This is a genomic window from Kribbella sp. NPDC051936 (genome assembly GCF_040680955.1).
GTDB lineage: Bacteria > Actinomycetota > Actinomycetes > Propionibacteriales > Kribbellaceae > Kribbella.
The window spans coordinates 944816-968979 of the sequence record NZ_JBFAXS010000001.1; the positions used below are offsets into that span (position 1 = coordinate 944816).

Genomic DNA, 24164 nt, shown 5'->3' on the forward strand with positions numbered 1-24164 from the left:
TTGCGGTGTGCCGGAGGTTCATGACCCGTTGACCGATCCTGCACCGGCGCACGATGTGCGGGCGGTGTTGCGCATCCGGGCGTTCCGGCGGCTGTGGATCGCGTTCGGGCTGTCGAGCCTCGGGGACTGGATCGGGCTGCTGGCGCTGACCGCGATGGCGAAGTCGTTCGCGGGCGACGACTACCAGCTGGCGAACTTCGCGATCGGCGGGGTGCTGTTCCTGCGCGTGCTGCCGGCGCTCGTGATGGGTCCGGTGGCCGGCTGGATCGCGGACCGGCTCGACCGGCGCTGGACGATGATCGTCGGCGACCTGGTCCGGGCCGCGTTCTTCGTGACGATCCCGCTCGTCGGCACGCTCACCTGGCTGCTGGTCGCGACCGTGCTGATCGAGATCGTCAGCCTGATCTGGGGCCCGGCCAAGGACGCCAGCGTGCCGAACCTGGTGCCCCGGCACCGGCTCGAGGCGGCCAACCAGCTCAGCCTGATCACGACGTACGGCTCGGCCCTCCCGGCCGCGGTGATCTTCACCGCGATCACGCTGGTCACCCGCTGGGCCGGCGACTTCTCGATCGACCTGGCCGTCTACGTGAACGCGGCGACCTTCGTGATCTCGGCGTTCGCGATCGTGTCGGTCGCCGAGATCGGCCGCGCGGTGCACGAGCACGACGAGCATCCGACGCTGTGGCGGACCATGGTCGAGGGCTGGTCCTACGTCACCGGCACGCCGGTGGTCCGCGGTCTCGTGGTCGGCATCTCCGGGGCGTTCGCGGCCGGCGCGGTCGTGATCGGACTCGGCCGGACGTACGTCGAGGACCTCGGCGCCGGCGACCCCGGGTACGGCCTGCTCTTCGGGGCCGTGTTCGGCGGGCTGGCGCTCGGGATGGGGTTCGCGCCGCGGATCTTCTCCGGGCTGTCCCGGCGCCGGCTGTTCGCGGCCGGGCTGGTCGGCTCGGGGATCTGCCTGGCCGGGCTGGCGCTGATCCAGCAGATCGAGATCGCCACGATGATCGCGGTCCTGCTCGGGTTCTGCGCCGGCGGCTCGTGGGTCTCCGGGTACACACTGCTCGGGCTCGAGGTGCCGGACGCGGTCCGCGGGCGGACGTTCGCGTTCGTGCAGTCGGCAGTCCGGACGGTGCTCGCGGTCACGCTGGCGATCGCGCCGTTCGCCGCGGGCGCGATCGGCCGGCAGACCTGGACGATCGCCGGCCGTTCCGTGACGTACAACGGCGCCTCGATGACGATGGTCGCGGCCGCGATCCTGGCCGGCGTGATCGGCGTGCTCGCCTGGCGGCAGATGGACGACCGCCCCGGGGTGCCGTTCTGGCGCGACGTGCGGCGCAGCTTCGGCAAGACCCGTGGCGACTATCCGACGACCGGTCTGTTCATCGCGCTCGAGGGCGGCGACGGCGCGGGCAAGTCGACCCAGTCCGCGCTGCTGGTGAAGTGGCTGGAGGAGCAGGGCCAGCAGGTCCTGCTGACCCGGGAGCCCGGCGCGACCGAGATCGGCAAGACGTTGCGCCAGATCGTCCTCGACCCGGCGACCGGCGACATCTCGCACCGCACCGAGGCCCTGCTGTACGCCGCGGACAAGGCGGAGCACGTCGACTCGGTGATCAAACCCGCGCTGAAGGCCGGCGCGGTCGTGATCACCGACCGGTACGTCGACTCCGCGCTGGCCTACCAGGGCTCCGGGCGGGACCTGGACCTGTCCGACGTCGAGCGGGTGAACCGTTGGGCGACCAACGATCTACGGCCGAACCTCACCGTCCTGCTCGACATGCCGCCGAAGGGCGGTCTCGGCCGGTTCACGGAGCGGGACCGGATCGAGGCGCAGGCCGACGACTTCCACGAGCGGGTGCGGAACGCGTTCCTCGAGCTGGCCGCGGCCGAGCCGCAGCACTACCTGGTCCTCGACGCGACGCAGGACCGCGAGGCCATCGCGCAACAGATCCGCGCCCGACTGGAACCGATGCTGCCGAAGGTGGGCCTATGAGTGTTTGGGACGACCTGGTCGGGCAGGAGCCCGCGGTCGCCGTACTGCGCAAGGCCGTCGGAGGCGCCGCCGCCGTACTGCGGGGGGAGACGGGCGCCGCGGTCGCCGGGATGACCCACGCCTGGCTGGTCACCGGCCCGCCGGGATCCGGCCGGTCGAACGCGGGCCGGGCGTTCGCGGCCGCGTTGCAGTGCGCCAACGAGGGCTGCGGCGAGTGCAACGAGTGCCGTACGGCGCTCACCGGCGCGCATCCGGACGTGTCGCTGATCCGCACCGAGCTGCTGTCGATCCGGGTCAGCGAGGTGCGCGAGCTGGTCCGCCGGGCGGCGATGAGCCCGACGCAGGGCCGGTGGCAGGTGATGGTCGTCGAGGACGCGGACCGGCTGACCGAGCAGGCCGCGGACGCGCTGCTGAAGAGCATCGAGGAGCCGGCGCCGCGGACCGTGTGGGTGCTGTGCGCGCCGACCGTCGAGGACGTCGTACCGACGATCCGGTCGCGCTGCCGCCTGCTGGTGCTGCGGACGCCGCCGGTCGCCGCGATCGCGGAGATGCTGAGTGCGAAGATGGGCGTGGACGCGGACCTGGCCTGGTTCGCGGCGCGGGCCGCGCAGGGGCACATCGGCCGGGCGCGGGCGCTGGCCCGCGACGAGGCGGTGCGCGAGCGGCGGAACAAGGTGCTCGAGGTGCCGTTCGCGCTGCGTGACCTCGGCGCCTGCCTGAAGGCGGCGCAGCGGCTGGTCGAGGCGGCCAAGGAAGAGGCCAAGGCCAGCGCCGAGAAGGTCGACGAGAAAGAACGGGCCGCGCTCGAGCAGGCGCTCGGGGTCGGGACGAAGGGCGCCCGGCCGCGGGAGGCGAACGCGGCGCTGAAAGAGCTCGAGGACCAGCAGAAGGCTCGCGCCAAGCGGTGGGAGCGGGATGTGCTCGACCGATCACTGGTCGACCTGATGGCCCTCTACCGGGACGTCCTCGTGGTGCAGACCGGCGCCGGCAGCGAGCTGATCAACGCCGAGCTGCGGCGCAACATCGAACAGTTGAGCCAGCGGACGACGGCCGAGCAGACGGTCCGCCGGATCGAGGCGATCGCGACGAGCCGCGAGGCGATCGAGGCGAACGTGGCGCCGCTGGTCGCGCTCGAGGCGATGACGGTCTCGCTGTTCGAAGGCCGCAGCGACGGCTTCACGATCCCGCGGCGCCTGGCGCGCTGAGGCGTGAATCACCTCGTCCGATAACTGGGCGGACGGTGTAACACCGAGACCGGCGGGTCCGATGACTGGGTGTCCGAGCTGAGCAGACCGCTCGGCGTCCTGTCGAAACGGAAGCCCATGACCCAGCCGTCCTCCCCGATTCAGCCGGCACGGCCGTCGTTGCCGTCGGCCGAGTCCTGGCTGGAGGGCGTCCCGGCACCGAAGGGCCGCCAGGACGGGTACGCCGTCGCCGCGTTCGCGACCAGCCTGCCCGGGCTGGTGCCGATCGCGGTCGTGCTGGCCGGGGTCGCGCTGCGGCGGATCAAGCGCGCCGGCGGGCAGGGGAAACGGCTCGCATACGGCGCCCTGGTGGTGTCACTGTGCTGGGTGATCGCGATCGGCGTCGCGGTCGCGCTCAACCTGATCGGCGAGCACCGGCGCGGCATCGGCCGGACCGTGTCGATCTCGCAGGTGGATGTCGGCCGGTGCTTCGACGCCGACCTGGAGGCCGAGGCGCTCCGGCTGGTCCGGATCGCCGACTGCGCCGCGGCGCACACCGGCGAGGCGTACGCGAAGGTGCAGGCGGCGCTCGTCGGCCTGTCCACCGGCCAGACCGGGACGGTCGCCACGCAGCAGTGCGCGGGCGCGTTCCGGGAGTTCGTCGGGAAGCCCTACGAGCAGTCCGAGCTGGACATGTACTACGTCGTGCTGGAAGACCGCGCTGTTGCCAGTGGCAACGTCCTGTGTCTGGTCGGGATGCCCGGGACCCATCTGACGGGTACGATGCGCGGATCACAGCGCTAGTGCCTGCGGGGGATCAGTGGGGGTAGCAGCATGACTCAGCCACCGTACGGCCACGAGCCGGAACGGCCACAGGACCGGCCGCACGATCCGACCCGGGTGTTCCCGACGTACGGGCGCCCGGGCGAGACGTCCGGTGCGGCCAGTGGTGCCAGTGGTGCCGGTGCTGGCGGGGCTGCCGGTGCGCACGGCGGGGCGCCGTGGGCGACGCCTGGTCAGCAGCAATCGCCGTACGACCAGAGCGGGTACGGGCAGTCGTCGTACGGGCCGGCGCAGGGTGGGCAGGCGTACGGGCAGGCGCAGGGTGGGCAGGCGTACGGGCAGTACGGGCAGGCGCCGGGTGGGCAGGCCGGGTACGGGCAGCAGGGGCCGGCGTACGGGGCCGGTTACGAGCCGGGGCAGTATCCGTCGGCGTACGGGCAGGCTCCGGGGCCGTACGGGTACGGCTACGGGTACGGCGGTTACGGGTACAGCGGCTCGGGTGGGACGAACGGGCTGGCGACCGCTTCGCTCGTCACCGGGCTCGGCGGGCTCGTCGTCGGGCTGGCCGCACCGGTGGCGATCGGACTCGGCATCGCGGCGCTGGTGCAGATCAAGCGGCGCGGGCAAGAAGGCAAGGGCATGGCGATCGCCGGCCTCGTGATCGGGTCGCTGGTGACGATCGGGTACGTGCTGCTGTTCGGGCTCGTGATCGCGTTCGGCTCGTCGTCCGACGACGACTACGGCGCGCCCGACCCGGTGCCGTCGTACTCGAACGACCCGATCGTCACGGTCGACGACCTGGCCGTCGGCGAATGCTTCGACGACGCCGGCCGCGACGAGGACGAGGTCATCCGCCAGCCGTGCACCACCGACCACGACGGCGAGATCATCGGCAACGCCACCCTCCCCGACGGCCCGTGGCCCGGCGAGGACGGCCTCGACAAGGCCGCCGACCGCGCCTGCACGCCGCTGTTCACCAACTACGTCGGCAAGCCTCCGTCGGCCTCGGACCTCGAACCGTTCTTCTGGACCCCCACCGAGCAACTCTGGAACGACGAGGACAGGCTGGTCGTCTGCGCCGCATACGGCCCCGACGACGAACCCCTCACCAAGACCGTCAAGAACAGCCACCGGTAGAAGTACGGGCTGAGTACGGGGCTGGAGTACGGGGCTGGAGTACGGCGAGCCCACGCGTGCTTCGCGGGCGCTTCCTTCGTCGCTCCGCTCCTCAACGCACCCGCTCCGCGCGCTCCCACCCACCCCCGGGCTGCCGCCCGGAGCCGCAGCTCCCGGCTACGCCGGGTGTTGCGGCTGGCGCCGCGGGGTTCGGGCTGCGCCGGGGTGTTCTCGACCGGCGACAGCGTGCGGTGACCGGCGACAGCCGGAGGTGACCGGCAACAGCCTGCGGCGACCGGCAACAGCCTGCGGCGACCGGCAGCAGTCGGTGCCGGCCGGAAAGGACGCGCCGGGCGTTAGCCGGGGCAGGTGGGAGCGTGTGGAGCGGCCGTGTGGGGCGCCCGGGTGACTGGTGGGAAGTACTCTGACGGCGTGGGTATGGTGATGGCGGTGTCGTTCGAGCGGTATGGGCGGCTTTACTACCTTGATCCGGGTGAACTGCGGCCCCGGGTGGGGGACAAGGTGTTGGTGCCTACCGACGACGGGCCTGAGGTTGCGGAGTGTGTGTGGGCGCCGCAGTACGTGACCGAGGACGTCGGCGGGCTGCCGTTGTGCGCCGGGATCGCGACCGGTGCCGACCTGGACCGGGACGAGAAGAACCGGCAGCGGCGGGCGGACGCGCGGGTGATCGCGAAGCGGACGATCCGGGAGCACGGGCTGCCGATGAAGGTGGTCGGGATCGATTTCGTCGACCGGCGGCCGGATGTGGACCAGCTCGTGATCGTGTATTTCTCCGCGCCGCACCGGGTGGATTTCCGCGAGTTGGTGCGGGATCTGGCCCGCGCGCTGCGGGCGCGGATCGAGCTGCGGCAGGTCGGTGCGCGCGACGAGGCGCGGTTGCAGGGCGGGATCGGGCCGTGCGGGCGGGACCTGTGCTGTGCGACGTTCCTGAAGGACTTCGAGCCGGTCAGCGTGCGGATGGCGAAGGACCAGGACCTGCCGCTGAACCCGTTGAAGATCTCCGGCGCCTGCGGCCGGTTGATGTGCTGCCTGAAGTACGAGCACCCGCTGTACCAGGAGTTCAACGCGAAGGCGCCCGCGGTCGGGTCCGCGGTGGAGACCCCCGCGGGTGATGGAGTGGTGGTCGGGCACAACGTGCCGAGCGACACCGTCGTCGTGCGGCTGGCGGCCTCGGGCAGGCGGTGCGCGTGCAGCCGGGCGGACGTCTGCTCGCCGCGGCAGCAGTACGAAGCCTCCGGTACGACGACCCCGGACGCACCACCCGTCGTACCGGAAACCCCGGAAACACCGGAAATGCCGCAGACGAGGGAAACACCGGAAACACCGGAAACACCGCAAACGAAGGAAACGCCGGCGCCGCCACAAGACGTAACCGAAGATCGCGCCGAGTCCCGTGCGGAGCGGCGGGCGCGCAAACCACGCCGGCGGCGCCGCCTGCACCATGACGACGAGGGAGATTCCGCGCAGTGAGATTCCGCAGGTCGACCGTACTGGTGGCAAGTCTTGCGGTGCTCGCGAGCGGATGTGGAGTGGCGAGCCGCGCGCAGGACGCGGGCGACGGTACGGCGCCTGGTGTCGGCAGCAACCCGCCCAGCGGGCCGGTGGGGCCGATCCCGGCCGGGCTGGACAGGTACTACCAGCAGAAGCCGGACTGGGAGCGCTGCGGTTCGAACCAGCAGTGCGCGACCATCGAGGTCCCGCTGGACTACACCAAGCCCACCGGTCAGACGATCGAGCTGCGGGCCCGGAAGGTGCTGGCCCGGGACCGCGGCGGCCGGCTCGGCACGCTGTTCATCAACCCGGGCGGCCCGGGAGCCTCGGGGCAGGAGTTCGCGGCGCAGGTGCCGATGCTGTTCGGGTCGTCGCTGCTGCGGAAGTTCGACATCATCGGCTGGGATCCGCGTGGCGTCGGCGAGTCCACGCCGGTGCGGTGCCTGGACACCGCCCAGCTGGACGCAATGATCGCCGCGGACGGCAGCCCGGACAACGCCGCCGAGGTCGCCGACCTGGACAAGCAGGCCAAGGCCTTCGCGGCCGGTTGTGAGCAGCGCTCCGGCCAGCTGCTCCCGCACGTGAACACCAAGGACGCCGCCCGCGACATCGACGTACTGCGCGGCATCGTCGGCGACCCCCAGCTCTACTACCTGGGCATGTCGTACGGCACCTACCTCGGTGCGACGTACGCCGAGCTGTTCCCGAAGAACGTCGGCCGGATGGTGCTGGACGGTGCCGTCGACCCGGCGATCACGTCCGCGCAGATGGGGATGGCGCAGGCGAAGGGCTTCGACAAGGCGCTGGACGCCTTCGCCGAGGACTGCGCGCAGCGCTCCTGCAAGCTCGGCAGCAGCAAGAACGAGGTGCTGGCGAAGATCGACCAGCTGATCAAGGCCAGCGACGCGAATCCACTTCCCGGCGACGGACAGCGGCAGGTCACGCAGGCCTTGGTCATCCTCGGCCTGGTCTACCCGCTGTACCTGAAGGACTTCTGGCCGCGGCTCGAGGACGCCGTCGCCGACGGCCTCGCCGGGAACGGGGCGCGGCTGCTAGCGCTCGCCGACGAGTACACGGATCGCAAGCCGTCCGGGTACGCCGACAACTCGAACGAGGTGCAGATCGCGGTCAACTGCTCGGACCGGCCGGATGCCGCGTCGATCGCGCAGTTGCAGGCGGAGGTGCCGGAGTTCAAGGCGGCATCGCCGCGGTTCGGTGAGTTCCTCGCCTGGTCGTCGGTGGCCTGCATCAACTGGCCGGTGAAGCCGACGGACAAGCCGCACCAGATCAAGGCGGCCGGCGCGAAGCCGATCATGGTCCTCGGGACGACGCGCGACCCGGCCACGCCGTACGAGTGGGCGGTCGGGCTGGCGCACCAGCTCGAGAGCGGCATCCTGGTGACCCGCGACGGCGACGGCCATACGGCGTACCTGTCCGGCAACGCCTGCGTGAAGAACGTCGTCGAGAGCTACTTGGTGCAGGGCAACACACCAGCCGCCGACATCAAATGTTAGTTCGGACGGTCGTCGCCGTCGGCCACCGGGAGTTTGATGGTCTCGGTGGCGTGCTGGAGGATGGCGCGCAGGCCGGCCTCGTCCTGCGGGCGGCCGCCGACGGTGATCTCGACGGCTGATGTCTTGCCGTTGTCGAGCGATATCCAGCGCGACAGGCCCATCCGGGGGCCGCGGGTCTTGTCGGTGTAGGTGTAGATCAGCGTGCCGTTGTCCCGGCTGAGCACCTTCAGGCCGGGCTCGTCGATGCTGCGCTCGCGGTTCGCGACCAGTTGGTCCGGCGGCTGCTTGCTGCCCCGGGTGTCGAACCGGAGCTGCCAGACACCGGTCGAGTCGAGGAACTTCGGCCGGGTGCCGTCCTGGGCGCTCTTCCAGCCGGCCGGGACCTCGGCGGACACCGGGTCGTTGTCGGTGCCGAAGTTCTGCACGACGTACTGCAGTCCGTCGGCCTGGAGGCCGTCGCCGCGGCTCGGCGTGCCGGAGGGCGTCGGACTCACGAAGCCCACGGGCGTGTCGTGGGCGGTGAACGGGTTTCCACCGTTCACGGCGACGACCGTTCCGAACACCGCTACGCCGACGGTCATTCCCGCCAGCGTCATCAGCAGCGCCTGGTGCCTGGGCGTGAGCATCCCGACCTCGCTTCCCTCTCTCCGGCCCGATTATCCCTGACGAGAGGGGCGTCTCCGCAAACTGCCGCGTACGCTGGCACGTCGTGGAGACGTCCGACCCCCTGTCCGACCCCCTGTTCCGGCAGGCCTTGCAGCGCTACAACGACGGTACGGCGGAACGCGCCGACCTGAAACTGCTCACGAAGGAACTGCTGAAACGTCTTGTCGCCAAGGCGCCGGGTCACGCGGTCGAGGTCCGCGTCCCGCCGTACGGCGCGGTGCAGTGCATCGAGGGCCCGCGGCACACCCGTGGGACGCCGGGCGCGGTGATCGAGATGCCCCCGGAGCTGTGGATCGACGTGGCGCTCGGCCGCATCAGCTGGCCCGACGCCCGGCTGACCGGCAAACTCCGCGCCAGCGGCGAACGCACCGACCTGTCCGCCCTGCTGCCCCTCGATTGACGCCCTCGGCAACGAACCGGCGCCCCGCGGCCGGAGAATGAAACAGGTTCGTCCAGGCCGGTCGGAACTGTCAGTATGGGGCGGTGGCAGCAAGTCTTCGCGCGCGGCTGGCCCGGTTGCGCGTGGATCTGACTCCGTGGCGTGGTTCTCGCGACTTCCGCATCCTGCTGGTGTCGGGATCGGTGTTCTTCCTCGGCGGCATGGTCGGGTACGTCGCGCTGCCCTACCAGCTCTACCAACTCACCGGCTCGAACTTCGCCGTCGGCGCGATGGGCCTGGTGACGATCGTCCCGCTGGTCGTCTTCGGCCTGTACGGCGGCGCGCTGGCCGACCATGTGGAGCGCCGCAAGCTGCTCGTCGGCACCGGTCTCGCGCAGGTCGTGATCTCCGCGCTGATGGTCGCGAACACGCTGCTCCCGAACCCGCAGGTCTGGCTGATCTACGTCTGCGGCGCCCTGAACGCGGTCGCCTCCTCGCTGCAGCGGCCCTCGCGGGAGGCGCTGCTCCCGCGGGTGGTCAAGCACGAGGAGATCCCGGCCGCGGTCGCGCTGAGCTCACTGACCTCGCAGGTCGGCCAGCTGGCCGGACCTGCGCTGGGCGGCGTTCTGGTCGGTTCAGTGGGCGTGACCTGGGCGTTCTCGGTCGAGCTGGTTGGCATCGTCTTCGCGACGCTGCTGTACGCCCGCCTCGGGTCGTACCGCGCCGCCGAGCACTCCACGGCGCCCAGTCTGCGGGCGATCGGCGGCGGGATCGTGTACGCGTTCCGCCGCAAGGACCTGCTGGCGACGTACCTGGTCGACATGGTCGGGATGTTCCTGGCGATGCCGATCGTGCTGTTCCCGGCGTTCGCGACGGACATCCTGCAGGAACCGAGGCTGCTCGGCCTGCTGTACAGCGCCGAGGCGATCGGGGCGATGTGCGCCAGCCTGACCAGCGGCTGGGCCAAGCATGTGCACCACCAGGGCCGGGCGGTGGTGCTGGCCACGATGGGCTGGGGCGCCGCGGTCGGGATCGCCGGGCTGGCGCCGAACATCTGGTTCGCGATCGGGTTCTTCGCCCTGGCCGGCGCGGCCGACATGGTGTCGGTGCTGTTCCGGTCGGTGATCTGGAACCAGACCATCCCCGACGAGATGCGCGGACGGCTGGCCGGGATCGAGATGCTCGGCTACTCGCTCGGCCCGCTCGGCGGCCAGGCCCGCTCCGGGCTCGTCGCCGACCTCACCACCGTCCGCACGGCGATCGTCAGCGGCGGCGTGATGTGCGTGGCCGGCGTGGTCGCCACGGCCGTCTGGCTGCGCGAGTTCTGGCGGTACGACTCCCGTACCGACGAACACGCCGTCCGCGAAAGGGAGCTCCGGGCTGCCGGTTAGAGTTCCTGCCATCATGCGTATCCGCCGGGTAGTGACCGTTTCCGCGCTGGCCTCCGTCGTGCTCGCCGGCTGCTCAGGTCCCGGGTCGGAGACCGCGCCGAGCGTCCCGCCGCTGGTGTCGACGAGCGCGCCGCCGTCGGAGACGCCGTCGGAAACCCCGTCCGCGACGCCGTCCGAGACCTCGAAGGTCGCGGACACGTTGTGCACGCGGATGGATCCCACGGTGGTGCAGACGGCGCTCGCGGTGCCGGTCGCGACCATGCAGCCCAGGAATCCGCCGGCCGAGTTCGGCGTCCCGACGTACGACGTCTGTCAGTTCACGCTCGGCACCGGTCCGAAGGCATCGGTGCTGCGGGTCGGGGTGTCGGTGCTCCCGGCCACAGCGGCCACTCTGGCGGCGACCCAGAAGGCGTACGCGGCACACCAGCGCGAGCCCGCCAAGCCCGCGAAGCTCGGGCAGGGCGGCTTCGGCACGAGCACGTTCGTGGTGTTCCTCCTGGACGGCAAGCTGTACAAGCTCACCGGGCCGCAGGCCACCCTCGCGAAGTACGTTGCCCTCGGCCAGGAGGTCGTCCGTCAGGCCCCCGGGCTGGACGAACCCGAGCGGCTGATCACGCGCCCCGACTGTGACCGCGGTTCGCAGGCGGCGGAGAAGGTGATGGGCGCGCCGCCGGTGGCCCGGCGCGACGGTGAGACCCTTGTGGGCGACCTGGTCTGCGGCTGGATCGGCCCGGCGAGCGCGCTGTCCACCTCGGTCCGCCGGGAGCCGGACGCCGAGGCGCTGATGGCGCCGATCCGCAAGGCGCCGACCTCGCAGTCGATCCCGCTCGGCGACGAGGGGTACGTCGACACCGCCACCGGCCGGACCACGATCCGCGTCGGCGACGACAAGCTCGTCGACCTGGTGCCGCTCCCGGAGCGCGCGGTCAACCCGGACCTGATGACCCAGTTCGCGCTCGCGATGTCCCCGCTCTACACCCGCTGAGCCGCGATCGTGGCGATGGCCTCGGTGATCTCGGTCGGGTGGCGGGCGGCGTAGCCGAGGACCAACCCAGGCGGGTGCGGGAGCTGGCAGTGCCACGACAGCGGGTGGGTCTTGACCCCGGCGTCCAGCGCGGCCGCGGCCAGGGCGGTGTCGTCTCCGGTCTCGAAGGTGATGGTGAGGTGCAGGCCCGCGGCGGCGCCGTGGATGGTTGCCTCGGGCAAATGGTCGCGGATGGCGGTGACCATCGCGTCGCGGCGGACACGGTGCCGGCGGCGGAGGAAGCGCAGCTGGCGTTCGAGTTCGCCGGACTCCATCAGGTGCGCGAGGGTGAGCTGCGGCAGGCTCGCGTTGCCGAGGTCCGCCAGCCGTTTGCGGGCGATCAGCTCTTCCTGGTACCGCGGGGGCGCCAGCATCCACCCGATCCGCAGCGCCGGGGCGAGCAGCTTGGAGACGCTGCCGGTGTAGATCACCTGGTCGGGCAGCATGGCGTGGAGCGCGGGCACCGGCGGGCGGTCGTACCGGTGCTCGGCGTCGTAGTCGTCCTCGATGATCAGCCCGCCGTCGGCCGCCCACCGGATCAGCTCACGCCGGCGCTCGCCGTCCAGGACGACGCCGGTCGGGAAGTGGTGCGCCGGCGTCGCCATCACCACGCTCGCGCCGGACTCCCGCAGTACATCGACCCGCAGGCCGCGGTCGTCGACCGGGATCGGCGGGGTCCGCATCCCCCAGTTCTGCAGGTGCTGCCGCGAGCCGAGCGAGCCGGGGTCCTCGACCGCGACCGCGTGCACGTCGTGCTGGTCGAGCATCTGCGCCACCAGGCCGATCGCCTGAGCCACACCGGCCACGACGATCAGGTCCTCCGGATCCGCCGCGATCCCGCGGTACTGCGCCAGCCACCCCGCGATCGCGCGGCGCAGCGTCGGCGTCCCGGCGGGGTCGCCGTACCCGAACTCGGTCGAGGCCAGGTCCGTCAGCACCGCTCGCTCCGCGCGCAGCCAGGCGCTGCGCGGGAACGCCGCCAGATCGGGCACGCCCGGTGTCAGGTCGATACGCGACGGCGCCGCCCGCAGGTCGTCGAAGATGTCGAGCCCGGCGTCGCGCAGGTTCGGTGCAGGAGGACAGGAGGTGTCGGCCTCTGAGCCCCTTGCGCGAAGCGCGCCAGGCGGGCGGGCCGATGTACGTAGACGTGTACGTCCTGTCGTTCGGTCCACGCCGGGCGCGGCGACGACGACCGTCCCGGAGCGGCCGCGCCCGGCGACGTGGCCGTCTTCGGTGAGGCGCTGGTAGGTCTCGGTGACCACGCCGCGCGAGATGCCCAGGTCGATGGCGAGGGTGCGGGTCGCGGGAAGGCGGGTGCCGACCGGCAGGTGGCCGGTGGAGATCGCCGAGCGGAGGCGCTCGGTGAGCCAGTCCGCGAGGCCGCCGGGCGGCGCCTCGCCCGGGTCGAGCTGGAGGAAGTCCGCCCCGCCTATGGACCTGCCACTTGTTGCCGGATTGGACCTGTTCACAGGACCATTGTGGCGCGACCGTGGAGCTATGGGAATCGACTACGTCCACGGCTACACCCCGGCGGAGACACGCCGGCTGACCGACCAGGCCGGCACGCTGGCCGACCTGCTGCACGGTGGCACCAGCTACCCGCCGGGGAGCAGGGTCCTCGAGGCCGGCTGCGGAGTGGGCGCGCAGACCGTGCAGCTCGTCACCCGGAGCCCGGGCATCGACCTGGTCTCGATCGACATCTCCGAGGCGTCGCTGGCCCAGGCCAAGTCGCGGGTCGCCGAACAGGCGCCGGACGCAACCGTCGATTGGCGGCACGCGGACCTCCACGACCTGCGAGGCGAGAAGTTCGACCACGTCTTCGTCTGCTTCGTCCTGGAGCACCTCGCCGACCCGGCTGCCGCGCTCGTCCGGCTTCGGGGCCTGCTGAACCCCGGCGGCACGATCACGGTGATCGAGGGCGATCACGAATCCGCCTTCTTCCACCCGCGCAGCCCGCGCGCCCAGGCCGTCATCGACTGCCTCGTCGACCTCCAGGCCGCGGCGGGCGGCGACTCGCTCATCGGCCGCCGGCTGCAGCCGTTGCTGGAGCAGGCCGGGTACGACGACGTGCAGGTCGGGCCGCGCACCGTGTACGCCGACCAGACCCTCCCGCACCTCGTCGACGGCTTCACCCGCAAGACCTTCATCGCGATGGTCGAGTCCGTTCGCGACCGCGCGATCGCGGCCGGCCTGCGCACCGCGGCCGAGTGGGCCGCGGGCGTCCGCGATCTCGAGAAGTCCGCCGAACCCGGCGGCACTTTCCACTACACGTTCTTCAAGGGAGTGGGCCGGACATGATCGCCTTCCTCGTCCTGATCGCCCTGGTCTGCTGGGGTCTGAATCGCAACCGGCGCACGCAGTTGCGGCCCACGGTGGGCGGCGTCACCGATCGCGATCTGGAACGTCTGGTCGACGAATTGCGGACGCGTTCATGAACGCCTGGTAAACAAGAAGCATGAGCCCGACCGAGCAGCTCGAGATCGAAACCAAGTACGACGTCGCCGCGAGCGTCATCCTCCCGGCGTTGCACGAGCTGCCCGGGGTCGCGAGTGTCGCGCAACCGGTCGAGCTCGACCTGGAGGCGGTGTACTACGACACCGCCGACCTGGACCTCGCCGCGCACAAGGTGACCCTGCGCCGGCGTACCGGCGGCGAGGACGACGGGTGGCACGTGAAGTTCCCGGTGTCGTCCGGCGAGCGGCTCGAGGTGCGGCATCCACTCGGCCGGTCGACGCAGAACGTGCCGATCGCGGTGGTGCGGACGGTCCGCGTGCAGGTCCGTGACCGGCCGTTGATCCCGGTCGTGACGTTGCGGACCCGGCGGGTCGTCCATCGGCTCCTCGACGCCGACGGCGCGGTCCTCGCGGAGCTCGCCGACGACCACGTGACCGCGACGGTCGAGGGCAGTGAGCCGGAGAGCTGGCGTGAGTGGGAGGTCGAGCTCGTCAGCGCGGACAGTTCCCTGCTCGAGCAGGCGGGTGAGCTGCTGACGGCGGCGGGCGCCCGTCCGGCGAGCGGTCCGAGCAAGCTCGCCCGGGCGCTCGGCGACCGCGTCCCGTCGTACGACGACTGGACCTTGCCGAAGAAGCCGCGGACGTCGGACCTGTTCCGGGCGTACGCCGGGGCGCAGGTACAGGCGATCCGCGAACGGGACCCCGAGGTACGGCGTCACGTTCCGGACTCGATCCACAAGTTCCGGGTCGCGACCCGGCGGCTGCGGTCGGCGCTGGCGACGTACCGTCCGGTGATCGATCGCGAGGCCGGGGACGCGCTGCGGGCCGAGCTGAAGTGGCTGGCCAGTGAGCTCGGGGTCGCCCGGGACGCGGAAGTACAGCGCGAGCACTTCGCGGCCGAGGTCGCCGAGCAGCCGGTCGAGCTGGTGATCGGGCGGGTCGCGGGGCGGATCGACGACCATCTGCGTGAGGTCTACAAGAAGGGCCGTGCCGGGGCTCTGACCGCGTTGGAGAGTCCGCGGTACTTCCGGCTGCTCGACGCTCTGGACCAGCTGGTCGCGAAGCCGCCGGTGATCGGCGACGACGACCGCAAGGCGAGCAAGCAGATCGGGGACGTGCTCTCGCACGACTACCGGCGGATGCGCAAGGCTGTGCGCCGGTCGAAGGCCGCGCCGGATGTCGCCGAGCAGGACCACGAGCTGCACGAGGTCCGCAAAGCCGCCAAGCGACTGCGGTACGCCGCTGAGTCCGCCGTACCCGTTCTCGGCGACGACGCCGCGGACCTGGCCGCGCGGGCCGAAGAGGTCCAGGAGATCCTCGGCGCACACCAGGACTCGGTGGTCTCCCGCGAGCTCCTCCACCACCTGGCCCTGATGGTGTACGCCGAAGGCGGCAACACCTTCACCTTCGGCCGCCTGCATGCCACCGAAGAGGCCCGCGGGAACACCTCCCGCGAAACCTTCTACGAGCTCTGGCCGACCCTCAAGTTCAAACTTTGACGCGCCCCGGACAGGAGTGCGGGCGGTCAGGTGCTCGCCTACCTGGCCGCCCGCGGTTCGGGTGGATTGGGGCTGTCAGGCAGGTCCGCGTCGGTTCAGCAGGGCCTGCCTGACAGGTCTCTAGTGCTGGACCGCCTTCTCGGCGCCGGCGCCGGTCAGCGAGCGGACCTCCATCTCGGCGAAGCGGTCGACGTCGACCTGCTCCTTGCTGGTCACGGTGCCGAGCCAGCCGAGCAGGAACGCCAGCGGGATCGAGACAATGCCGGGGTTGTCCAGCGGGAACCAGTGGAAGTCGATGCTGGTGTCGGTGATCATCGACAGGCTCTTGCCGGTCTTGGCGTCGACCTTGCCGGAGACGACCGGGCTGAAGACGATCAGGATGATCGTCGAGGACAGACCGCCGTAGATGCTCCACAGGGCGCCGCGGGTGTTGAAGCGCCGCCAGAACAGCGAGTACAGGATCGTCGGCAGGTTCGCACTGGCCGCGACCGCGAACGCGAGCGCCACCAGGAACGCGATGTTCTGGCCGTTCGCGAAGATGCCGCCGATGATCGCGACGATGCCGATCACGACCGCGGTGTACCGCGCGACCCGGACCTCGCCGTCGCCGCTGATCTGGCCCTTCTTGATGATCTGGCCGTAGATGTCGTGCGCGAACGACGTGCTCGCGGTGATCGTCAGGCCGGCGACCACGGCCAGGATCGTCGCGAACGCGACCGCCGAGATGACGCCGAGCAGCACCTCGCCGCCGAGCTCGAAGGCGAGCAGCGGCGCGGCCGAGTTCGCCTTGCCCGGGGCCGCCTTGATCGCGTCCGGGCCGACGATCGCGGCGGCGCCGTACCCGAGGACCAGCGTGAACAGGTAGAAGATGCCGATGATCCAGATCGCCCAGCTGACGCTGCGCCGCGCCTCCTTGGAGTCCGGCACCGTGTAGAACCGCATCAGCACGTGCGGCAGGCCGGCGGTGCCGAGGACGAGCGCGAGCGCGAGTGAGACGAAGTCGAGCTTGGTGATGCCGGTGGCGCCGTACTGCAGGCCCGGGCTCAGCAGCTTCTCGCCGGCCGCCGGGCTGTTGTCGACCGCCGCACCGAGCAGGCTGGACAGGTTGAAGGTGTACTTCGCCAGCACCCAGATCGTCATGATCCCGGCGCCGATGACGAGCAGCACCGCCTTGACGATCTGGACCCAGGTGGTGCCCTTCATGCCGCCGACGAGCACGTAGGTGATCATCAGGATGCCGACCACCGCGATCACGAGGCTCTGCCCGGTCCGCCCGGAGACACCGAGCAGCAGGGCGACCAGACCCCCGGCGCCGGCCATCTGCGCCAGCAGGTAGAAGAAGCAGACGCCGAGGGTCGAGATCGCGGCCGCCATCCGGACCGGCCGCTGCTTGAGCCGGAACGACAGCACGTCGGCCATCGTGAACCGGCCGGTGTTCCGGAGCAGCTCGGCGACCAGCAGCAGCGCGACCAGCCACGCCACCAGGAAGCCGATGGAGTACAGGAAGCCGTCGTACCCGTTGAGCGCGATCGCGCCGGCGATCCCGAGGAACGACGCGGCGGACAGGTAGTCGCCGGAGATCGCGATGCCGTTCTGCGGGCCGGTGAACGACCGGCCGCCGGCGTAGAAGTCGGCCGCGGTCTTGTTGTTCCGCGACGCCCGGAACACGATCGCCAGGGTGGCGACCACGAACAGGCCGAAGATCACGAAGTTGACGGTCGGGTTACCGATGTCGGTTGCCAGCGGCAACATCAGCGGGGCGGTCACTGCGGTTCTCCCTCGATCTGGTGGCGCAACTTCTCGGCGTCCGGGTCGATCCGCCGGTCGGCCCAGCGGACGTAGATCATCGTGATCGCGAACGTCGACACGAACTGCCCGAGCCCGAACAGCAGGGCGACGGTGATGTTGCCGGCGACCTTGGTGGACATGAAGTCGTGGGCGTAGTCGGCGAGCAGGACGTAGACGAAGTACCAGACCAGGAACAAAGCGGTCATCGGGAACACGAAGCGCCGGAAGCGGCGACGCAACTCGGAGAAGTCCGGTGACAACTGGACATCCCGGTACGTCGTCAGCTCGCGATCGCGCATGTCACTCATCGCCGTCCTCGCTTCGCTGCGGGCGCCGATGAGTGGCACTCGCTGTGCTTGTCGGTGAATTCGCTACGCTCATTCACGTGGGACCTCCAAGACGGGGGATCGCCGGGCGGTTGGAGCCGGCTGTGCCCCGTACTGTGGCCCGCGTCACGCCCCGCCCGACAGCACCAACGCGCGTCGAGCGCTCAGCGGAGCACACCAGTCGCTCGGTGGATCGCTGAACTGCGGTGAGCGGTAGGAATCACACGACGAACGGTTTCATCGCGACGGCAGCCCGCGGTCGACGTCGACGGCCTCCGGTGTGTGCAGCCGGACCATCGAGCGGGCGGCCCCGGCCGGGATGCGGTGCGGGGTGAGTTTGGAGACGACGATGACGGTGACGAAGGCGAGTGGCATCGTCCACGCGGCCGGCTGACCGACGAGCGCCCGCGGCCAGCCGCCCTGCGGTGCGCCGGCCACGTTCACCAGCGCGGCCGCGCTGGCAGCGATCCCGCCGACGACCAGGCCGGCCGCGGCGCCCGTCGTCGACATCCGCCGCCACCAGATCCCCAGCACCAGCAGCGGGCAGAACGTCGACGCGGCGACCGCGAACGCGAGTCCGACGGTGTCCGCGAGGCTCAGCGACCCGGTCACCGTGAACGCCAGGTACGGCACGATCATCGAGATCAGCGCCGCGATCCGGAAGCTGTTCACCGCGACGTAGTCGCCGCCGGTCCACCGGTGCAGCCGGCTGCGCAACAGGTCCTGGTCGATCACTCCGGCGATCGCGACGGTCAGCCCCGACGACGTCGACAGGAACGCCGCGAACGCACCCGCCGCGACCAGCGCACCGAGCAGATCCCCTGTGGTACCAGGGAAAACCCGGCCGGGCAGCTCGAGGACGACGGTGTCTCCGCCGGTCGTGACGAGGTCCGGCGCGAACGTCCGGCCGAGGACGGCGTACATCGGCGGGAAGAGGTAGAACAGCCCGAGCAGCGCCAGGACGACGACGGTGGTACGCCGGGCCGCGCGCCCGTCGGGGTTGGTGTAGAAGCGGACCAGGACGTGCGGAAGACCCATCGTCCCGAAACAAAGGGCCAGGAGCAACGAATAGGTCGCGTACAGCGGGTGGTCGCGGCCGCCCGCGCGCGACAAGGGCTCGGCCCACTCGGCGGCGGCGCCGTGCAACGAGTCCAGGACGCCGACCGGCTGGTGCCACATCAGCAGGATGACGAAGATCGGCGTCGCCAGGGCGGTCAGCTTGAGCCAGTACTGGAAGGCCTGGACGAACGTGATCGACCGCATGCCGCCCGCGGCCACGTTGATCACCACGATCACCGCGACGATCGCCGCGCCCACTTGAGGCGGTGCACCCGTGACCGTCTGGACCGCCAGCCCGGCGCCGTGCAGCTGCGGGAGCAGGTACAGCGTCCCGATACCGACCACCAGCCCGGCGCAGATCCGGCGTACGGCGGCAGACTCGAAACGGGTCTCGGCGAAGTCCGGCAACGTGTACGCACCGGACCGGCGCAGCGGAGCGGCAACGAGGACCAGGAGCATCAGATAGCCGACGGTGTAGCCGACGGAGAACCACAGCATGTCGGCGCCGTTCACCAGGACCAGCCCGGCGACGCCGAGGAACGACGCGGCCGACAGGTACTCGCCGCTGATCGCCGATGCGTTCCAGCGCGGGCTGACCGCGCGGCTGGCGACGTAGAAGTCGCTGGTGGTTCGGGAGATCCGCAGACCGAACAGCCCGATCCCGATCGTCGCCACGACGACCAGGCCGATCGCGGTGAGGCTGAGCGCCGGCGACATTCAGTGCCTCCCGGCGGGCATCTACTGCCGCCCCACGAACTCGGTGAACTCGGCCTCGATCCGCTCGGCGTTGCGGACGTAGATGCGCGCGGCGACGTACACCACCGGGTACACCAGGATGCCGAGGATCACCCACGGCAGCGGCAGTCCGACGACGGACAGCGTGCGGGCTGGCGGGACCAGCCAGAACAGCAGCGGGATACTGCCCAGGACGAGTACGACGCCGCCGATGACGGCCAGCGTGAGCCGGAGCTGGGACTGGATCAGCGACTGCATGTAGACCTGGCCGAGACGGGTCTGCTCGTCGATCTCCCGCGTGCCGGTGGGCATGATCGGCCGCCGGGCCGCGCTGGTCCGGGGGCTGGTGACGCGGACCCTGCGCGGTCCTTCCGGCGTACTCATGTCTGCTCGGCCTCAGTCACTTCAGTGAGGTCGAGCGGACCAGCAGGTCACGCAGCTCGCGGGTGTGCCGGCGGCTGACCGGGAGCCAGTCCTCGCCGACCCGGACCGAGCAGCGGCCGCCGTCCACCCGCATCTCGTCCACGTGCTGCAGGGCGACCAGGGTGCTCCGGTGGATGCGGGTGAACCCGGCGTCCCGCCAGCGCTCCTCCAGCGTGCTGAGCGGGATACGGACCAGGTGTGAGTTCTGGCCGGTGTGCAGGCGGGCGTAGTCGCCTTGCGCCTCGACGTACCGGACCGTGGAGCGCTGCACGAACCGGGTGACGCCGGCCAGCTCCACGGCGATCACCTCGTCGTCCGACTCCTCCGGCGACTGCAGGCCGACCGGGGCGCCCTGGGTGACGACGCGGCGGACAGCCTCGGCCAGGCGCTCCTGCCGGACCGGCTTCATCACGTAGTCGGTGGCCTCCAGGTCGAACGCCGCCACCGCGTGCTCGTCGTACGCCGTCACGAACACGATCTGCGGGCGGCTGGCGAACTTCGAGAGCACCCGGGCCAGGTCGATCCCGTCCAGACCGGGCATCTTGATGTCGCAGAACACCACGTCCAGGTCGGTGTCCTGCAGGATCTTCAGCGCCTCGGCTCCGTCCGAGGCCGTCCGGAGGGAGCCGATCCGGGGGTCCTGCTGCAGCAGGTAGACCAGTTCGGCCAGGGCAGGCTCCTCGTCGTCGGCGACCAGCGCACGCAGGGGAGTGTCGGCCATACAGCGAACACTAGAAGACGAGCGGCCTCTACGTAAGCATGCGCGGTGGGTGGTCGGGACGGTGTTCCCAACGCAGCCGGTGCGAGCCGTAGCCCGCGGCGTGTACGCCGTCGTGCCCGCGCGGCCGGCGGCAGTAGTAGTACGGCGAGTACAGGTCCTTGCACGAGTCGTCGTGGCTCGTGTAAGCGAACTCGAGGTCCAGCCGGCTGTCGCTGGTCATCGCAGGCGCTCGGTCATGGCAGGCGCTCGGTCATGGTCCGGAGCCTCGGCGCCGGCGGGAGCCGGTTGGTGCCCGCTCCCGCCGCGCTGCCGGCTACTTGATCATTCCGTGCGGATCGAGCACGTACTTGCGGGCCGCGCCTTTGTCGAACTCGGCGTACCCCTGGGGTGCGTCGTCGAGCGAGATCACGGTGGCGTTCACGTTCTTCGCGATCTGCGTCCGATCATGCAGGATCGCCTGCATCAACTGGCGGTTGTAGCGCATCACCGGGCACTGCCCGGTGGTGAACGACAGCGACTTCGCCCAGCCGAGACCCAGGCGGATCGACAGGGAACCGGTCTTCGCTGCTTCGTCACTGGCCCCGGGGTCACCGGTCACGTAGAGGCCCGGGATGCCGACCGCGCCACCGGCCCGGGTGACGTCCATGACGGTGTTCAGCACCGTCGCCGGCCGCTCGGCCTGGGCGTCGCTGCCGTGGCCGTGCGCCTCGAACCCGACGGCGTCGATCGCACAGTCGACCTCGGGTTCACCGAGGATCTGCTCGATCTGGTCCTTCGGATCGCCCTGGGACACGTCGATCGCCTCGCATCCGAAGGAACGTGCCTGGTCGAGCCGGTCCTTCTGCAGGTCCGCCACCATGACGACCGCCGCGCCGAGCAGCAGTGCGGCCGTGGCCGCAGCCAGTCCGACCGGGCCCGCGCCCGCAACGTACACCGTGGATCCGGTGCCGACGCCGGCGGTGACCGCGCCGTGGTACCCGGTCGGGAAGATGTCCGCCAGCATTGCGAGGTCGCGGATCTTCTCCATCGCCTGGTCCTTGTCGGGGAACCGCAGCACGTTCCAGTCGGCGTACGGCACCAGCGCGTACTCCGCCTGACCGCCGACCCAGCCGCCCATGTCGACGTAGCCGTACGCCGATCCCGGCCGGTCCGGGTTCACGTTCAGGCAGACTCCGGTCTTGCCCTCCTTACAGTTGATGCACCGCCCGCAGGCGATGTTGAACGGCACCGACACCAGGTCGCCGGTCTTGATGAACTCGACGTCCCGGCCGACCTCCACCACCTCACCGGTGATCTCGTGGCCGAGCGCGAGACCGGGCGGTGCGGTGGTCCGGCCGCGGACCATGTGCTGGTCGCTGCCGCAGATGTTGGTCGCTACGACCTTCAGGATCACGCCGTGCGGAACCTGCCGGCCGACGTTCGCGGGGTTGACCCCCGGCCCGTCCTTGAGTTCCAGGGTCGGGTAGTCGATGGTCTCGACCGCCACGGAGCCTGGTCCCTTGTAAATGACTGCCCTGTTTCCTGGCATGAGGGCCCCTCTTCTGCAGGATCTTCCACCGCGCGACGGTGGAAACGTCCACTACCGCGGGCCGCGATCGCCATGGGGAGAGACAAGGCGATCCGGTCGTCGCCTGCCCCGTCGATGTCAGCGGGGGGATGGTGCCGACGCTAGTCCGACCGGCCAGAACCGTCAACGAAACAAAGCACTCTACGGCGAGGCGTGCACGCCTGAAGAGTATTTGGGGATCCGGAAGGTCACCTTGGTGCCTGCGTCCACGGCGGTCTCCACGACCAGCCCGTAGGCGTCGCCGTACACCTGCCGCAGCCGGGCGTCGACATTGCCGAGGCCGACCGAGTCACTGCCCGACTCGCCGGCCAGGGCCGCCCGGATGACCTCCGGGTCGCTGCCGGAGCCGTTGTCCTCGACGCTGATCTCCGCCTCGTTGATCTGGTCCCGGGCGCGGATCGTGATGTGGCCGACCCCCGTCGTACCTTCCAATCCGTGCCGTACGGCGTTCTCCACCAGCGGCTGGACGACCAGGAACGGGATGACCACCGGCAGCACCTCGGGAGCGATCTGCAGCGACACCTTGAGACGGTCGCCGAAGCGGGCCTGCTCCAGCACCAGGTAGCGCTCGACGTTGCGGAGCTCGTCTGCGAGCGTGGTGAATTCGCCACCACGCCGCAAGGCGTAGCGGGAGAAATCTGCGAACTCCAGCACGAGCTCACGCGCCCGCTCCGGGTCTGTGCGGACGAACGAGGCGATGGCCGCGAGAGCGTTGTAGATGAAGTGCGGGCTGATCTGAGCGCGCAGTGCGCGCAGTTCGGCCTCCATGGCGCGGGTGCGCTCCTTGTTGAGCTCTGCGAGCTCCACCTGACCGGAGACCCACCTGGCGACCTCCTCGGTCGCTCTGACGAGCGCCGCGGAGGTGTTGTTGCTGTATGCGACCAGTACGGCGACCACGCGCTCCTCGGTCACGATCGGCGCCACGACGGCAGCACGGATCGGGCACTGCGGGTCGCCGCAGGCCACGTCGTGCGCACCCAGGACTGCTGTCCGGCCGGAGCGGAGCGTCACCGCGGCGAGGTCCTTGGCGTCGCGGCGATGGTTGCTCTCGTACTGTCCGCCGACGCCGTCCCACGCCAGGACGCCGGAGGAGTCGCAGATCGCGATGGCCGCCGTACCCAGCAGGTCTCTCAGGTGCCGGCTGGCCTTGCCCGCCGCGGCGGGTGTCAGGCCCTCGCGCAGGTGCGGGCTGGCCAACGAGGCGGTATGCAGGGTCGCGTATGTCGCCTTGTCGGCCGGAGTCCCGAAATGCTTCCGCCGGCGCGTGAACACTCCATGACGGTAACCGCTCAGGCCTGAGCGCGCGGCCTGAACGCCTCGAGCGCCTCCGTGTCGGAGTAGGTGTGCAGGAGGTACTCGTCGACCCACTCCGCCCGTCCCGGGTACGTCGACTCGCTGACGATCCGCTCCGCAGCCTTGGTTGCGTCCAGCGGTGCACGGCGCAGCTGTACGCCGTCCTGGGTGAGCAGCGCCCAACTCGGACCAGGGGTGCCGTACGGCATGCCGACGCTGCCGGCGTTCACCACCAGCCGCCGGTCGACCTGTCGTGCGAACGGCATGTGCGTGTGCCCGCAGACCACCGTCCTGACGTCGTCCGGCAGCCCGCTGAACACCTCGGCCCACCGAGAGATCGGACTGTCCACCAGGACCATCTCCTCGTCGTCGCGCGGAGTGGCGTGGCAGAACAGCACGTCCCCGATCGTCACCGTCGTCGGCAGTCCGGCCAACAATTCGATCTGGTCCGGCCTCAGCTGCTCAGCAGCCCACGGACTCACCGCGTCGGGCGGCTGCTTGTCGAATTGCCCGCGAGCCATCTCCACGAGCTCCCGGTCCGCATTGCCGCGCACCCACACCGCCCGGTCGCCCAGCGTCGTCAGCAGATCCAACGTCTCGACAGGCTGCGGCCCGCTGGCGATGTCCCCGGCCAGCACGATCCTGTCCGCCGCCTGGACATCAGGCTCGGCCAGGACCGCCTCAAGTGCAGGCAGCACGCCATGGATGTCAGCCAGGACAGCAACTGTTGTCATAGCT

At 70.5% G+C, this 24164-nt stretch carries 23 protein-coding genes; 12 read left to right on the forward strand and 11 right to left on the reverse strand.

Going from position 1 to position 24164, the window contains the following annotated elements:
- Window positions 1-7: 7 nt before the first annotated feature.
- The 6 genes from tmk to AB0L64_RS04795 all read left to right on the forward strand — a co-directional run bounded on the left by tmk (window position 8) and on the right by AB0L64_RS04795 (window position 8102).
- Window positions 8-1993, forward strand: a complete 1986-nt coding sequence (tmk, locus tag AB0L64_RS04770; RefSeq protein ID WP_363707722.1) for a dTMP kinase — start codon at window positions 8-10, stop codon at window positions 1991-1993.
- Window positions 1990-3198 (forward strand): DNA polymerase III subunit delta', encoded by a 1209-nt coding sequence (locus AB0L64_RS04775; protein WP_363707724.1) that lies wholly within the window; start codon window positions 1990-1992, stop codon window positions 3196-3198. Before tmk ends, AB0L64_RS04775 begins: the two co-directional genes overlap by 4 nt.
- Window positions 3199-3315: 117 nt before the next feature.
- Window positions 3316-3981 carry a DUF4190 domain-containing protein gene (locus AB0L64_RS04780; RefSeq protein WP_363707726.1) on the forward strand — a complete coding sequence of 222 codons (666 nt, stop codon included), beginning with the start codon at window positions 3316-3318 and terminating at the stop codon, window positions 3979-3981.
- Between the two features lie 30 nt (window positions 3982-4011).
- Complete coding sequence (locus AB0L64_RS04785) at window positions 4012-5097, forward strand: DUF4190 domain-containing protein (protein WP_363707728.1); 1086 nt, start codon at window positions 4012-4014, stop codon at window positions 5095-5097.
- A 417-nt stretch (window positions 5098-5514) separates the two neighbouring features.
- Window positions 5515-6567 carry a regulatory iron-sulfur-containing complex subunit RicT gene (gene ricT / locus AB0L64_RS04790; RefSeq protein ID WP_363708093.1) on the forward strand — a complete coding sequence of 351 codons (1053 nt, stop codon included), beginning with the start codon at window positions 5515-5517 and terminating at the stop codon, window positions 6565-6567.
- Window positions 6564-8102, forward strand: a complete 1539-nt coding sequence (locus tag AB0L64_RS04795) for an alpha/beta hydrolase (protein ID WP_363707730.1) — start codon at window positions 6564-6566, stop codon at window positions 8100-8102. The genes ricT and AB0L64_RS04795 overlap by 4 nt, the downstream gene beginning before the upstream one ends.
- Here the strand turns inward: AB0L64_RS04795 and AB0L64_RS04800 are convergent.
- Window positions 8099-8728 carry a hypothetical protein gene (locus tag AB0L64_RS04800; protein ID WP_363707732.1) on the reverse strand — a complete coding sequence of 210 codons (630 nt, stop codon included), beginning with the start codon at window positions 8726-8728 and terminating at the stop codon, window positions 8099-8101. The genes AB0L64_RS04795 and AB0L64_RS04800 overlap by 4 nt on opposite strands.
- An 83-nt stretch (window positions 8729-8811) precedes the next feature.
- Here AB0L64_RS04800 and AB0L64_RS04805 point away from each other — a divergent pair, with 83 nt between their 5' ends.
- The 3 genes from AB0L64_RS04805 (at window position 8812) to AB0L64_RS04815 (ending at window position 11523) form a co-directional block, all read left to right on the forward strand.
- Window positions 8812-9168 carry a sterol carrier family protein gene (locus tag AB0L64_RS04805; RefSeq protein WP_359936975.1) on the forward strand — a complete coding sequence of 119 codons (357 nt, stop codon included), beginning with the start codon at window positions 8812-8814 and terminating at the stop codon, window positions 9166-9168.
- A gap of 83 nt (window positions 9169-9251) precedes the next feature.
- Window positions 9252-10538, forward strand: a complete 1287-nt coding sequence (locus AB0L64_RS04810; RefSeq protein ID WP_363707735.1) for an MFS transporter — start codon at window positions 9252-9254, stop codon at window positions 10536-10538.
- Window positions 10539-10551: 13 nt separating this feature from the next.
- Window positions 10552-11523, forward strand: coding sequence for a hypothetical protein (locus AB0L64_RS04815; RefSeq protein ID WP_363707737.1), 972 nt, complete (start codon window positions 10552-10554; stop codon window positions 11521-11523).
- On the opposite strand, the gene AB0L64_RS04820 is transcribed toward AB0L64_RS04815, so the two are convergent.
- On the reverse strand, window positions 11511-13031 hold the full coding sequence (locus tag AB0L64_RS04820; RefSeq protein WP_363707738.1) for a PLP-dependent aminotransferase family protein: 1521 nt from the start codon (window positions 13029-13031) through the stop codon (window positions 11511-11513). The genes AB0L64_RS04815 and AB0L64_RS04820 overlap by 13 nt on opposite strands.
- Before the next feature lie 28 nt (window positions 13032-13059).
- On the opposite strand from AB0L64_RS04820, the gene AB0L64_RS04825 reads away from it, so the two are divergent.
- Genes AB0L64_RS04825 through AB0L64_RS04835 form a run of 3 tightly spaced genes read left to right on the forward strand, consistent with a single transcriptional unit; the run spans window position 13060 to window position 15514 of the window.
- Window positions 13060-13860 carry a methyltransferase gene (locus AB0L64_RS04825; RefSeq protein ID WP_363707740.1) on the forward strand — a complete coding sequence of 267 codons (801 nt, stop codon included), beginning with the start codon at window positions 13060-13062 and terminating at the stop codon, window positions 13858-13860.
- A complete protein-coding gene (locus tag AB0L64_RS04830; RefSeq protein ID WP_363707742.1) occupies window positions 13857-13997 on the forward strand; it encodes a hypothetical protein in 141 nt (46 codons plus the stop codon). The genes AB0L64_RS04825 and AB0L64_RS04830 overlap by 4 nt, the downstream gene beginning before the upstream one ends.
- 20 nt (window positions 13998-14017) lie before the next feature.
- Complete coding sequence (locus tag AB0L64_RS04835) at window positions 14018-15514, forward strand: CYTH and CHAD domain-containing protein (protein WP_363707744.1); 1497 nt, start codon at window positions 14018-14020, stop codon at window positions 15512-15514.
- 120 nt (window positions 15515-15634) lie between these two features.
- On the opposite strand, the gene AB0L64_RS04840 is transcribed toward AB0L64_RS04835, so the two are convergent.
- From AB0L64_RS04840 to AB0L64_RS04880, 9 genes are all read right to left on the reverse strand, one after another.
- On the reverse strand, window positions 15635-17266 hold the full coding sequence (locus AB0L64_RS04840) for a cation acetate symporter (RefSeq protein WP_363708095.1): 1632 nt from the start codon (window positions 17264-17266) through the stop codon (window positions 15635-15637).
- A gap of 11 nt (window positions 17267-17277) precedes the next feature.
- On the reverse strand, window positions 17278-17610 hold the full coding sequence (locus AB0L64_RS04845) for a DUF485 domain-containing protein (RefSeq protein ID WP_359936996.1): 333 nt from the start codon (window positions 17608-17610) through the stop codon (window positions 17278-17280).
- A gap of 255 nt (window positions 17611-17865) precedes the next feature.
- Window positions 17866-19404 (reverse strand): cation acetate symporter, encoded by a 1539-nt coding sequence (locus AB0L64_RS04850; RefSeq protein WP_355699724.1) that lies wholly within the window; start codon window positions 19402-19404, stop codon window positions 17866-17868.
- 21 nt (window positions 19405-19425) lie between these two features.
- A complete protein-coding gene (locus AB0L64_RS04855) occupies window positions 19426-19806 on the reverse strand; it encodes a hypothetical protein (RefSeq protein WP_363707747.1) in 381 nt (126 codons plus the stop codon).
- Window positions 19807-19822: 16 nt separating this feature from the next.
- Window positions 19823-20566: a LytTR family DNA-binding domain-containing protein gene (locus AB0L64_RS04860; protein ID WP_363707749.1), complete on the reverse strand. Its 744-nt coding sequence runs from the start codon at window positions 20564-20566 to the stop codon at window positions 19823-19825.
- Window positions 20567-20594: 28 nt separating this feature from the next.
- On the reverse strand, window positions 20595-20786 hold the full coding sequence (locus AB0L64_RS04865) for a hypothetical protein (RefSeq protein WP_355699727.1): 192 nt from the start codon (window positions 20784-20786) through the stop codon (window positions 20595-20597).
- 93 nt (window positions 20787-20879) lie between these two features.
- Window positions 20880-22094: a formaldehyde dehydrogenase, glutathione-independent gene (fdhA, locus tag AB0L64_RS04870; RefSeq protein ID WP_363707751.1), complete on the reverse strand. Its 1215-nt coding sequence runs from the start codon at window positions 22092-22094 to the stop codon at window positions 20880-20882.
- Window positions 22095-22274: 180 nt separating this feature from the next.
- A complete protein-coding gene (locus AB0L64_RS04875) occupies window positions 22275-23405 on the reverse strand; it encodes a histidine kinase (RefSeq protein ID WP_363707753.1) in 1131 nt (376 codons plus the stop codon).
- Between the two features lie 17 nt (window positions 23406-23422).
- On the reverse strand, window positions 23423-24160 hold the full coding sequence (locus AB0L64_RS04880) for a metallophosphoesterase family protein (RefSeq protein ID WP_363707755.1): 738 nt from the start codon (window positions 24158-24160) through the stop codon (window positions 23423-23425).
- Window positions 24161-24164 lie beyond the last annotated feature (4 nt).